This is a genomic window from Streptomyces sp. NPDC051243, from assembly GCF_044455405.1.
Taxonomy (GTDB): Bacteria; Actinomycetota; Actinomycetes; order Streptomycetales; family Streptomycetaceae; genus Streptomyces.
Map to the genome: position 1 here is coordinate 208,860 of NZ_JBITES010000018.1, position 12,750 is coordinate 221,609.

Consider the following 12,750-nt stretch of genomic DNA (forward strand, 5'->3'; position numbering starts at 1 on the left):
GAAGGAGACTTACGTGGCCATCCGCGTCCTACTGGTCGACGACCAGCCGTTGCTGCGTACCGGCTTCCGGATGATCCTGGAGGCAGAGCAGGACATCGCGGTCGTGGGCGAGGCCGGCGACGGCCTGCAGGCACTCGACCAGGTACGGGCCCTGCAGCCCGACGTGGTCCTGATGGACATCCGTATGCCCCGCATGGACGGGGTCGAGGCCACGCGGCAGATCACCGGTCCCGGGCGGGACGGTCCGGCGAAGGTGCTGGTGCTGACCACGTTCGATCTCGACGAGTACGTGGTGGAGGCGCTGAAGGCGGGCGCCAGCGGCTTTCTGCTGAAGGACGCCCCGGCCAATGAGCTGGTGCAGGCGATCCGTGTGGTGGCGGCCGGTGAGGCGATGCTGGCGCCGAGCATCACGCGCCGGCTGCTCGACAAGTACGCCACGCATCTGCCGTCCGGTGACGAGCCCGTCCCGGACACCCTGCACACGCTCACCGAGCGCGAGGTGGAGGTGCTGAAGCTGGTCGCGCGGGGCCTGTCCAACGCGGAGATCGCCGCGGATCTGTTCGTCAGCGAGACCACCGTGAAGACGCACGTCGGCCATGTCCTCACCAAGCTGGGTCTGCGTGACCGGGTGCAGGCCGCGGTGTACGCGTACGAGAGCGGTCTGGTGCGCCCGGGCGCGCAGTAGGAGCAGCAGTTGGTGTGACGACGCGGAGGGCGCCCCTTCACGGGAAGGGGCGCCCTCTGTGTGTGTACGCCGTGTACGGCCGTCCGTCAGCTCTTGCTGAGCTCCCAGAAGCGGAACACGGTGGAGGCGTCGAGGCAGTACTCCAGGCCGTAGACGTTCTCGTGGGTGACGGCGTACTGCTTGGCCTGCCAGACCGGGAGGACGGGGAGTTCCTTGGCGACGATGTCCTGGAGCTGCCCGAACTCGTCGTCCGTGGCGGAGCGGTCGCTCTCGGCGGCGGTGCGCGGGATGAGCGTGGCGGTGATCGACTTGTTGTCGTAGTTGTTGCCCAGCACGTTGCCCTTGCCGAAGAAGGGGGCGGTGAAGTTGTCGGCGTCCGGGTAGTCCGGGATCCAGCCCTTCACGTACACGCCGTACTTGCCGGCGGCGATGTCCTTCTCGTACTGGTCGAAGGCGACGGACTGCACGTCGGCGTCGAACAGGCCGCTGTCGTTGAGCTGCTTGGCGATCGCCTTCAACTCGTCGTCGGTGGCGGGGCCGTAGCGCGACGGGGTGGACCACAGGGTCAGCTTGACCTTGCCGGTGATGCCCTCGTCCTGCAGGGCGGCGGCGGCCTTGGCCTTGGAGGGGCGGGCGCCGTAGGTGTCGAAGAAGGCCGTGTTGTGGCCGCCGATGCCGGCCGGGATGATCGAGTACAGCGGGGTCGCCGTGCCCTGGTAGACGTCCTTGATGAGGGCGTCGCGGTCGATGAGGTAGGCGATGGCCTTGCGGACGCCGAGCTTTCCGGTGACCGGGTCGTCCATGTTGAAGACCAGGTGCTGGACCTCGGCGCTGCCGCCTTCGACGACCTCGGCCACGGAGTCGTCGCCGGACTTCTCGACGTCGGCGATGTCGCCCGCGGTGAGGCCTCGGTAGGCGATGTCGACCTGCTTGTCGAGCAGCGCCTTCTTCAGGCCCTCCTGGTCGCCGTGGAAGAACTTCAGCGTCACGCCGTCGTTCTGGACGTCGGCGGTGCCCTTGTAGTTCTCGTTGACGGAGAAGACGGCCTCGTCGTCGTCGAACTTGTCCAGCTTGTACGGGCCGGAGCCGACGGCCTCGCCGTCCTTGCGCAGGCCGTCCGCGTCGTACTGGTCCTCGCTGACGATGGAGCCGGCGCCGGAGGCTATCTTGCTCGGGAAGGTGGCGTCGGGGGTGTTGAGCCGGAAGACGACCGTCTTGTCGTCCGGCGTCTGCACCTTCTGGAGTGTGGGGAACATGACCGCGGGGCCGTCAGGATCGTTGATCTTGAGCATGCGGTCGAAGGAGAACTTGACGTCCGCGGCGGTGAGTTCGTCACCGTTGCTGAACTTCAGGCCGTCCTTGAGGGTGCACTTGTAGACCGTGGCCCTGGTGTCGGAGAAGGCGCACTGCTCGGCGGCCTCGGGCTGCGGTTCGGTGGCGCCCTTGGGGAAGCTGAGCAGCGACTGGAAGACGTTGTTGAACAACAGCCAGGAGCCGGGGTCGTAGCCGGAGGCGGGGTCGGTGGCCAGGACGTCGTCGGACATCCCCATGACCACCGAAGTCCCGGTCCCCCCGGTGTCCCCCGTCTCCGTTCCGCAGCCGGTCAGCAGGCCGGAGGCCAGCCCTGCCACGACGGGCAGGACCGGCCACTGGTTGCGCATGTTCACGTACGAGTGCCTTGTCGTCGGTTGTGAGAAGCCCGGGCCGCATCCTGGATCCCGGGCCGGTGCCGGCGCCCTGGTCCAGGCGCCGGGCACGGAGAGACGTCAGCCGCTCACGCCACGGCCGAGCTCCCACAGCTGAAGGGTGGAGGACGAGTTGAGCGCGTACGCCGTACCGGTGACGTCGTCGCTCGCGGCGACGTACTGCTTGCCCTGCCACAGCGGGATCACGGGGACGTCGCCCGCGACGATGTTCTGGATGTCCTCCAGGCTGCCGACCGCGGCCAGCCGGTCGGCGGCGCGCCGGGACTCCGGGATGAGGGTGTTGCGGATGGCGCTGTTGGTGTACGGCGAGCCGAGGAAGTTGTCCTTGTCGAGGAACGGCGCGAGGTAGTTGTCGGCGTCGGGGAAGTCCGGGAACCAGCCCATGCCGTAGACCTCGTACTCGCCCTTCTGCTCGGCGGGGCGGAACGTCGCCCAGGGGGTGCCCTTGATGGTGACGTCGAACAGGCCGCTGTCGTTGAGCTGCTTCCGGAGCAGCTCGAACTCCTTCTTCGTGGCCGGGCCGTAGTGGTCGGTGGTGTAGTGCAGCGTCAGCTTCACCGGGGTGGTGATGCCGGCCTTCTCCAGCAGGGACTTGGCCTTGGCGGTGCTCGGGTCGCCGTACTTGTTGAAGAAGGCGTTGGAATGGCCGGTGATGCTGGCGGGGACGAGCGAGTACAGGGGTTCGGCCTGGGAGCCGTAGACCTTGGAGACGAGTTCGCCGCGGTCGATGACCTGGGCCATCGCCTGGCGGACGGCCTTGCTGCGTACGGACGGGTCGTCGGTGTTGAAGGCCAGGTAGCGGATTTCCAGGCCGGACATGTCGACGAGGTCGACGGTGTCGTCGGAGTCGGCGGACAGCTTCTGGATCTGCTCGGGCGACATGGTGCGGGTCATCAGGTCGATGTCGCCCTTGGACAGGGCGGTGCCCATCTCGTCGGCGTCGGCGAAGTTGCGCAGTTCGACCTTGTCGTTGTTCACCGTCAGACTCCCCTTGTAGTCGGGGTTCTTGGTGAACACGGCGGAGACCAACTGGTCGTTGTCGACCTCGGCCCGGAGGGTGTACGGCCCTGAGCCGTCGACCTCGAAGCCGTCGCGCAGCTTGTCCTTGGCGTAGGTGTCCGGGTCGACGATGCCGGCGACGGGGGTGGACAGCTTGAACGGGAAGGTGGCGTCGGCGGTCCTGAGGTGGAAGATGACCTCGCGGTCGCCCTTGGTCTCGACGGTGTCGATGGTGGACAGCAGGGCGAAGACGCCGCTGTCGGCCTTGAGGGAGCGGGCGCGGTCGATGGAGTACTTCACGTCCTCGGCGGTGACGGGGTCGCCGTTCGCGAACTTCAGGCCCTCGCGCAGGGTGCAGGCGTAGCGTTCGTTGCCGCTGTCGGTGAAGCCGCAGCTCTCGGCGGCCTCGGGGACGGGGGCGCCCTCGCCGCGCGGCTGGATCATCAGGGTCTGCACGGTCTGGCGCAGGATGTTCCAGGTGCCGACGTCGTAGGCGTAGGCGGGGTCGAGTGGCGCGGGAGCGTCCTTCGAGGCAGTGAACGAGTCCGTGGTGCCCACGACGATCGCGTCGCCGCTGCTGCCGCTGTCGGCTGCGCCGCAGGCGGCGACAACCGGGGCGAGCAGGCCGATGACGGCCGGCAGCACCAAAGTCTTGCGGTTCATGCTCGGGTTTCTCCAGCTGTCGACTCCGTGTACCCGGCATGCAGGGGTGGCGCGGCCGATCACGGGGTAAGTGCGATGTTCTCGCGACGAGATTAGTCCGCGCCTGCGGGACGGTTCGCAGCCACCGGAGTTAAGGGTCCGTCACGGAGCGGAACGGGGTGTGGACACACCGGCAGACTGGCCGTGGAAGGATTCGTGCACCGTTCCATCAATCGGGACACAAGGGCACACCCGAAGCCCCTCGTTGGGGGTGGGCGGCATGGCGCGGGGCGCCCGCCGACCCCGGACGAAGTGGCGAACGTCACAAACTGAACGGTCTTCGGGTGCGCCGGAATTCAGCCATCCGGCACGTTCGAATTTCCTTGCGGAATTCCCCCGCTATCGATGTTGCACGCTGCGTGAACCGGCGTGCGCATTTCCGTTGTCACGCCGCCATCAGACCGCGCAGAAATGCCAGATCGACCTCTTCCAGCGACGTCACCACGGTGCGCCGTGCGGCCGGGGTGATGGGTGCCACCGAGGGCACGGCCACCACATGGCAGCCGGCGGCCTCGGCGGCGGCGACGCCGGTGGCCGTGTCCTCGACGACGGCGCAGCGGGCCGGGTCGGCGCCGAGCCCGGCGGCGGCGAACAGGTACGGGTCCGGGTGCGGCTTGGTGCGGGGCACCTCGTCGCCGGCGACGGTCAGCGCGAAGTGCTGGGGGCCGAGCGAGGTGAGCACACGGTCGATGATGCGCCGGTGCGAGGCGGAGACGAGGGCCGTGGGGATCTCGTACTCGGCCAGTTCGGCCAGCAGCCGGGCGGCTCCGGGCATCAGCGGCAGGGCGCGGTCGATGCGGTCCTCGAAGCCCTCGTTGAGGAGCACCGTGAGTTCGGCGAGGGTGATGTCGGCGCCGGTGGCCTCGATCAGGAACCCGGCGCTGCGGCTCATGGGGCCGCCGACCACGACATGGCGCCAGGTCTCGTCGAGGGTGTGACCGAGGCCGGCGAAGATCTCGACCTCGACGTCCCACCAGAAGCCCTCCGTGTCCACCAGGGTTCCGTCCATGTCGAGCAGGACGGCCTGGAGGGCCGAACCGTCGGCCGTACGGGTTACTGGCGCAGGGACCGTGCTGGTCATCCACGTACCTCCTTGAAGGGACGATCAGGCCGGTTCCCAGCGAGGGAACCGGCCTGCGGTGGACCGACCAGTGTACGTCCGCCCGCACCGAAGCGCCTCGTTTATCCGGCGTGGCCCGGGGCACATCCTGAATACCGTCGGGGGGCGTTCCGACGTGCGCCGATACGCCTCCCGGGCGGCTCGTCAGCGGGCGTTGAAGTACTTCGCCTCCGGGTGGTGGATGACGATCGCGTCGGTGGACTGCTCGGGGTGCAGCTGGAACTCCTCGGACAGGTGGACGCCGATGCGCTCCGGCTGGAGCAGGTCGGCGATCTTGGACCTGTCCTCCAGGTTCGGGCAGGCGCCGTAGCCGAGGGAGAAGCGGGCACCGCGGTACTTCAGCGCGAACATGTCCTCGATGTCGGCCGGGTCCTCACCGGCGAAGCCGAGCTCGGAACGCACGCGCGCGTGCCAGTACTCGGCGAGCGCCTCGGCCAGCTGCACGGACAGGCCGTGCAGTTCGAGGTAGTCGCGGTAGGAGTTCGACTCGAACAGCCGGGCCGTCTCCTCCCCGATCCGGGAGCCGACGGTGACGACCTGGAGGCCCACGACGTCCGTCTCGCCCGACTCCTGCGGGCGGAAGAAGTCCGCGAGGCACAGCCGGCGGCCGCGGCGCTGGCGCGGGAAGGTGAAGCGGGTGCGTTCGTTGCCGTGCTCGTCCAGCAGGATCAGGTCGTCGTCCTTGGAGACGCACGGGAAGTAGCCGTAGACCACGGCCGCTTCCAGGAGGTTCTCCGTCTGGAGCCGGTCGAGCAGTCCGCGCAGCCGCGGCCGGCCCTCGGTCTCGACGAGTTCCTCGTACGACGGGCCGTCGCCGGTCCGCGTCTCCTTCAGGCCCCACTGGCCCTTGAAGAGGGCGCCCTCGTCGAGCCAGGAGGCGTACTCCTTGAGCTGGATGCCCTTGATGACGCGGGTGCCCCAGAACGGCGGTTCGGGGACCGGGTTGTCGGTGGCGACGTCGGAGCGGACGTGGCCTTCCTCGGGCCGCTCCTCGAGTACCGCGGCGGTGGCCGCGGTCCTGACGCGGCGCTGCTTGAGCTCGGGCAGCTGCGCGCCGGGCACGCCCCGCTTGACGCCGATCAGGGCGTCCATCAGGCGCAGGCCCTCGAACGCGTCGCGGGCGTAGCGGACTTCGCCCTCGTAGAGCTCGTACAGGTCCTGCTCGACATACGCGCGTGTGAGGGCGGCGCCGCCGAGGATGACGGGGTAGTTCGCCGCCAGGCCGCGGGAGTTGAGCTCCTCCAGGTTCTCCTTCATGATCACCGTGGACTTGACCAGCAGCCCGGACATGCCGATGACGTCGGCCCGGTGCTCCTCGGCGGCCTCCAGGATCGCGGAGACGGGCTGCTTGATGCCCAGGTTGACCACGTTGTAGCCGTTGTTGGACAGGATGATGTCCACGAGGTTCTTGCCGATGTCGTGCACGTCGCCGCGCACGGTGGCCAGCACGATGGTGCCCTTGCCGTCGGCGTCGGACTTCTCCATGTGCGGTTCGAGATAGGCGACGGCGGCCTTCATCACCTCGGCGGACTGCAGGACGAACGGCAGCTGCATCTGGCCGGAGCCGAAGAGTTCGCCGACGACCTTCATGCCGTCCAGGAGGGTGTTGTTGACGATGTCCAGCGCGGGCGTGGTCTGCAGAGCCTCGTCGAGGTCGGTCTCCAGGCCGTTGCGCTCGCCGTCGATGATGCGGCGCTTGAGGCGCTCCTCCAGCGGCAGGGCGGCCAGTTCCTCGGCCTTGCCCGCCTTCAGCGACTTGGCGGTGGCGCCCTCGAACAGGGCCATCAGCTTCTGCAGCGGGTCGTAGCCCTCGGCGCGACGGTCGTAGATCAGGTCGAGGGCGGTCCGCACCTCCTCCTCGCTGAACCGGGCGATCGGCAGGATCTTCGAGGCGTGCACGATCGCCGAGTCCAGGCCGGCCTTGACGCATTCGTCGAGGAAGACGGAGTTCAGCAGGATGCGCGCGGCCGGGTTCAGGCCGAAGGAGATGTTCGACAGGCCGAGGGTGGTCTGGACGTCCGGGTGGCGGCGCTTGAGTTCGCGGATCGCCTCGATGGTGGCGATGCCGTCCTTCCGGGACTCTTCCTGACCGGTGCAGATGGTGAAGGTCAGGGTGTCGATGAGGATGTCCGACTCGTGGATGCCCCAGTTGCCGGTGAGGTCCTCGATGAGCCGTTCGGCGATCTCGACCTTCTTCTCCGGGGTGCGGGCCTGGCCCTCCTCGTCGATGGTCAGCGCGATCAGCGCGGCGCCGTGCTCCTGGGCGAGCTTGGTGACCTTGGCGAATCGGGACTCGGGGCCGTCGCCGTCCTCGTAGTTGACGGAGTTGATGACCGCGCGGCCGCCGAGCTTCTCCAGGCCGGCCTGGATGACGTCGACCTCGGTGGAGTCCAGCACGATCGGCAGGGTGGAGGCGGTGGCGAAACGGCCGGCCAGTTCCTCCATGTCGGCGACGCCGTCGCGGCCGACGTAGTCCACGCACAGGTCGAGCATGTGCGCGCCCTCGCGGATCTGCTCGCGGGCCATCTCCACGCAGTCGTCCCAGCGGGCTTCCAGCATGGCCTCGCGGAACTTCTTCGAGCCGTTGGCGTTGGTGCGCTCGCCGATGGCGAGATAGGAGGTGTCCTGGCGGAACGGGACGGTCTGGTAGAGGGAGGCGGCGCCGGGCTCGGGGCGCGGGTCGCGCTCGGTCGGGGCGAGGTCGCGGACACGCTCGACCAGCTGGCGCAGGTGCTCGGGTGTGGTGCCGCAGCAGCCGCCGACCAGGGACAGGCCGTAGTCGCGTACGAAGGTCTCGTGGGCGTCGGCCAGCTCCGACGCGGTGAGCGGGTAGGTGGCGCCGTCCTTGCCGAGGACGGGCAGGCCCGCGTTCGGCATGCACGACAGGGGGATGCGCGAGTGCCGGGAGAGGTAGCGCAGGTGCTCGCTCATCTCCGCGGGACCGGTGGCGCAGTTCATGCCGATCATGTCGATGCCGAGCGGCTCGAGCGCGGTGAGTGCCGCGCCGATCTCGGAGCCGAGCAGCATGGTGCCGGTCGTCTCGACGGTGACGGAGACGATGATCGGCAGGTCGAGGCCGGAGATCTCCCGGGCGCGCTGGGCGCCGATGACGGCGGCCTTGGTCTGGAGCAGGTCCTGGGTGGTCTCCACGATCAGCGCGTCCGCGCCGCCCGCGATCAGGCCCTCGGCGTTCTGCTGGAAGGCGTCGCGGATCGTGGTGTAGCCGATGTGGCCGAGCGTGGGCAGCTTGGTGCCGGGGCCGATGGAGCCCAGGACCCAGCGCGGGCGTCCGTCACGGGCGGCGTAGCCGTCGGCGGTCTCGCGGGCGATGCGGGCGCCCGCCTCGGACAGCTCGAAGACACGCTCGGGAATGTCGTACTCGGCCATGGCCGCGTAGTTCGCGCCGAACGTGTTCGTCTCGACGCAGTCCACGCCCGCGTCGAAGTACGCCTCATGGACCGACCGGACGATGTCCGGCCGGGTCAGGTTCAGGATCTCGTTGCACCCTTCGAGGTTCTGGAAGTCCTCGAGGGTGGGGTCCTGGGCCTGGAGCATGGTGCCCATCGCTCCGTCGGCGACCACCACACGGGTGGCGAGCGCCTCGCGGAGGGCGGACACGCGGGTCCGGCTGTCGGCTGAAGGGGTCGTTGGCAACGAGGCCATGAAAGGGCTCCCTGGAGTGCGACGGCTGTCGGCTTTGCGCCCGGTGGTGGAACCTTCCACCGTGGGCGCACGTCGCCAGCGTAGCCGGGTCCGCCGCCGGATGGTCAGGGCGTCCACGGGGCGGGACGAGGATGACCGGGGGGTCGACTGCCGTATACGAGTGACGCAACACAAGCGGACGGATACGGACCGACCATTAGCGAGAGGTCGGCATCGACCGGTAGTGTTCGACATTGCCGAACGGCGGCAGCGACGTCGCGGGTCGACGGTCGAAGGGGACGGAGGCAGTACGGCGATGGCACGGAACATCCAGTCGCTCGAACGGGCGGCCGCGATGCTGCGGCTCCTCGCGGGCGGCGAGCGACGCCTCGGCCTGTCGGACATCGCCTCGTCGCTGGGCCTCGCCAAGGGCACCGCCCACGGCATTCTGCGCACCCTCCAGCAGGAGGGCTTCGTCGAGCAGGACGACGCCTCCGGGCGCTACCAGCTGGGCGCGGAGCTGCTGCGCCTGGGCACGACCTATCTGGACGTGCACGAGCTGCGGGCGCGAGCCCTGGTGTGGACTGACGACCTGGCCCGTTCCAGCGGGGAGAGTGTGTATCTAGGGGTTCTGCACCAGCAGGGCGTATTGATCGTCCACCACGTCTTCCGCCCCGACGACAGCCGGCAGGTGCTGGAGATAGGGGCCATGCAGCCGCTGCACTCCACGGCCCTGGGCAAGGTCCTGTCGGCGTACGACCCGGTCGCGCACAGCGAGGCGATCGAGGCCGACCGCAAGGCGTTCACGGACCGTACGGTGTGCGAGCTGGACGGCTTCGAGCACATCCTCGACATGACGCGCGCGCGTGGCTACGCCGCGGACGTGGAGGAGACCTGGGAGGGCGTCTCCTCGGTCGCCGCTCCCATTCACGACCGGCGCCGTATGCCGGTCGGCGCGGTCGGCATCACCGGCGCGGTGGAGCGGCTGTGCCGGGACGGCGAGCTGCGTCCCGAGCTGATCGCGGCGGTACGTGACTGTGCCCGCGCGGTGTCGCGGGATCTGGGCGCCGGGCGCTTCTGAGGAGCCGTACAGGGATAAAGCGATAGCCGGGACGTCGTAGGACGTTCCGGACGTCGCCATGTCCTGATAGGTCAGGACAAATCACCTGCTCGACACACAGCGTGTTTCCTACGCGGCAGTATGCAGCGACCTCTTCAGAGTCGATAAATCAACACAACCCATAACGATCGAGCATTCGATAACAGGACCCTTGACGGGCGCCTGACGCCGGGGCAAGACTCCCGTCCATCGGTCGGCATTGTCGAACACCTACCGGCAATACGCGCTAGAGTGTGGCAACGCCAAGGGCCGGCATCGCTCTCACCCCCGAGGGCACGCGAACCACCGGAGGGACCCGGGGTTCGGCTTCCCTGGACGAAGGACAAAGGAGTCGCGGGTGTCCAGCTCCGACATCTTCATCGGCGAGACCATCGGTACCGCCATACTCATCCTGCTCGGCGGCGGCGTCTGCGCGGCCGTCACGCTGAAGGCCTCCAAGGCCCGCAACGCCGGCTGGCTCGCCATCACCTTCGGGTGGGGCTTCGCAGTGCTCACGGCGGTCTACACCTCGGCGCCGCTGTCCGGCGCCCACCTGAACCCGGCCGTGACCGTCGCCCTCGCGATCAAGGACAACGACTGGAGCAACGTTCCGGCGTACCTCGCCGGACAGCTCCTCGGCGCCATGATCGGTGCGGCTCTGGTCTGGGTCGCCTACTACGGCCAGTTCCACGCCCACCTCACCGACAAGGAGATCGTCGGCGGTCCGGGCGCGCAGGCCACCGAGGCCAAGGCCGTCGAGGCTCAGGAGACGGGCGCCGGCCCGGTCCTGGGCATCTTCTCCACCGGTCCGGAGATCCGGAACGTGGTGCAGAACCTGCTCACGGAGATCATCGGCACCGTCGTGCTGGTGCTCGCCATCCTCACGCAGGGCCTCAACAACAACGGCGACGGCCTCGGGCCGATCGGCGCGCTGATCGTCGCGCTCGTCGTCGTCTCGATCGGTCTGTCCCTCGGCGGCCCGACCGGCTACGCGATCAACCCGGCCCGTGACCTCGGTCCGCGGATCGTGCACGCCCTTCTGCCCCTGCCCAACAAGGGCGGCTCCGACTGGGGCTACGCCTGGATCCCGGTCGTCGGTCCGCTGATCGGCGCGGCGATCGCTGCAGGCATCTACAACGTCGCTTTTGCCTAGGAGAACCGAGCTTCACCCGTTCGAGTGAGAAGCACCGAAACTCTCAGCACGCGCCGTACGTAAAGCCCCATAACCACGGAACTTCCAGGAGCACACAGTGACCGACGCGCACACCGCCGGCCCCTTCATCGCAGCCATCGACCAGGGCACGACCTCCTCCCGCTGCATCGTCTTCGACCGCGACGGACGCATCGTCTCCGTCGACCAGAAGGAGCACGAGCAGATCTTCCCGAAGCCGGGCTGGGTCGAGCACAACGCCACCGAGATCTGGACCAACGTCCAGGAGGTCGTCGCCGGAGCCATCGCCAAGGCCGGCATCACCCGCGACGACATCAAGGCCATCGGCATCACCAACCAGCGCGAGACCACCGTGCTGTGGGACAAGAACACCGGTGAGCCCGTCCACAACGCCATCGTCTGGCAGGACACCCGCACCGACGCGCTCTGCAAGGAGCTCGGCCGCAACGTCGGCCAGGACCGCTTCCGCCGTGAGACCGGCCTTCCCCTCGCCTCCTACTTCGCCGGTCCCAAGGCCCGCTGGCTGCTGGACAACGTCGAGGGCCTCAAGGAGCGCGCCGAGGCCGGCGACATCCTCTTCGGCACCATGGACACCTGGGTCATCTGGAACCTGACCGGCGGTGTCGACGGCGGCAAGCACGTCACCGACGTCACCAACGCCTCCCGCACCATGCTGATGAACCTGCACACCATGGAGTGGGACGAGAAGATCGCCGAGTCGATCGGCGTGCCGCTGCAGATCCTGCCCGAGATCCGCTCCTCCGCCGAGGTCTACGGCGAGATCACCGGCGGCAAGCTGGGCGACCTGCTCGGCGGCATCCCGGTCGCCTCCGCGCTCGGTGACCAGCAGGCGGCCCTGTTCGGCCAGACCTGCTTCGCCGAGGGCGAGACCAAGTCGACGTACGGCACCGGCACCTTCATGGTGATGAACACCGGTGACAAGATCATCAACTCGTACGCCGGCCTGCTGACCACCGTCGGCTACAAGATCGGCGACCAGGACACGGTCTACGCCCTGGAGGGCTCGATCGCCGTCACCGGCTCCCTGGTGCAGTGGATGCGCGACCAGATGGGCCTGATCTCCACCGCGGCCGAGATCGAGACGCTCGCGCTGTCGGTCGAGGACAACGGCGGCGCCTACTTCGTGCCGGCCTTCTCCGGCCTGTTCGCCCCGCACTGGCGCTCCGACGCCCGCGGTGTGATCGCCGGCCTGACCCGGTACGTCACCAAGGCGCACCTCGCGCGTGCCGTCCTGGAGGCCACGGCCTGGCAGACGCGGGAGATCGCCGACGCCATGACGAAGGACTCCGGTGTCGAGCTGTCCACCCTCAAGGTCGACGGCGGCATGACCGCGAACAACCTGCTGATGCAGACGCTCTCCGACGTCCTGGACGCCCCCGTGGTCCGTCCGATGGTCGCCGAGACGACCTGCCTCGGCGCCGCCTACGCCGCCGGTCTCGCCGTCGGCTTCTGGAACAGCACCGACGACCTGCGTGCCAACTGGCGCCGGGCCGCCGAGTGGACCCCCCGCATGGACGCGGAGACCCGCGACCGTGAGTACAAGAGCTGGCTCAAGGCCGTCGACCGGACCATGGGCTGGCTCGAGGACGACGAGAGCTGACGAGA

8 protein-coding genes are annotated in these 12,750 nt (G+C 68.5%); 4 read left to right on the forward strand and 4 right to left on the reverse strand.

The features are described 5' to 3' along the window. Positions 1-13 precede the first annotated feature (13 nt). Positions 14-685, forward strand: coding sequence for a response regulator transcription factor (locus tag ACIBAG_RS37505; protein ID WP_030946450.1), 672 nt, complete (start codon positions 14-16; stop codon positions 683-685). A gap of 86 nt (positions 686-771) precedes the next feature. Here the strand turns inward: ACIBAG_RS37505 and ACIBAG_RS37510 are convergent, their stop codons facing one another. From ACIBAG_RS37510 to metH, 4 genes are all read right to left on the reverse strand, one after another. After that, positions 772-2,352 (reverse strand): ABC transporter substrate-binding protein, encoded by a 1,581-nt coding sequence (locus ACIBAG_RS37510; RefSeq protein ID WP_399111565.1) that lies wholly within the window; start codon positions 2,350-2,352, stop codon positions 772-774. A gap of 99 nt (positions 2,353-2,451) precedes the next feature. Continuing rightward, positions 2,452-4,053 (reverse strand): ABC transporter substrate-binding protein, encoded by a 1,602-nt coding sequence (locus tag ACIBAG_RS37515; RefSeq protein WP_399111567.1) that lies wholly within the window; start codon positions 4,051-4,053, stop codon positions 2,452-2,454. Between the two features lie 424 nt (positions 4,054-4,477). Further along, the gene (locus ACIBAG_RS37520) at positions 4,478-5,173 is read right to left on the reverse strand and encodes an HAD family hydrolase (protein ID WP_399111569.1); all 696 of its coding nucleotides are present in this window, start codon (positions 5,171-5,173) and stop codon (positions 4,478-4,480) included. Between the two features lie 183 nt (positions 5,174-5,356). Continuing rightward, the gene (gene metH / locus ACIBAG_RS37525; RefSeq protein ID WP_399111571.1) at positions 5,357-8,875 is read right to left on the reverse strand and encodes a methionine synthase; all 3,519 of its coding nucleotides are present in this window, start codon (positions 8,873-8,875) and stop codon (positions 5,357-5,359) included. A gap of 295 nt (positions 8,876-9,170) precedes the next feature. Between metH and ACIBAG_RS37530 the strand changes: the two genes are divergently transcribed. The 3 genes from ACIBAG_RS37530 (at position 9,171) to glpK (ending at position 12,745) form a co-directional block, all read left to right on the forward strand. Beyond that, positions 9,171-9,935 carry an IclR family transcriptional regulator gene (locus ACIBAG_RS37530; RefSeq protein WP_031487831.1) on the forward strand — a complete coding sequence of 255 codons (765 nt, stop codon included), beginning with the start codon at positions 9,171-9,173 and terminating at the stop codon, positions 9,933-9,935. A 376-nt stretch (positions 9,936-10,311) separates the two neighbouring features. Further along, the gene (locus tag ACIBAG_RS37535) at positions 10,312-11,106 is read left to right on the forward strand and encodes an MIP/aquaporin family protein (RefSeq protein ID WP_399111573.1); all 795 of its coding nucleotides are present in this window, start codon (positions 10,312-10,314) and stop codon (positions 11,104-11,106) included. Between the two features lie 97 nt (positions 11,107-11,203). After that, complete coding sequence (gene glpK / locus ACIBAG_RS37540; RefSeq protein WP_399111575.1) at positions 11,204-12,745, forward strand: glycerol kinase GlpK; 1,542 nt, start codon at positions 11,204-11,206, stop codon at positions 12,743-12,745. Positions 12,746-12,750 lie beyond the last annotated feature (5 nt).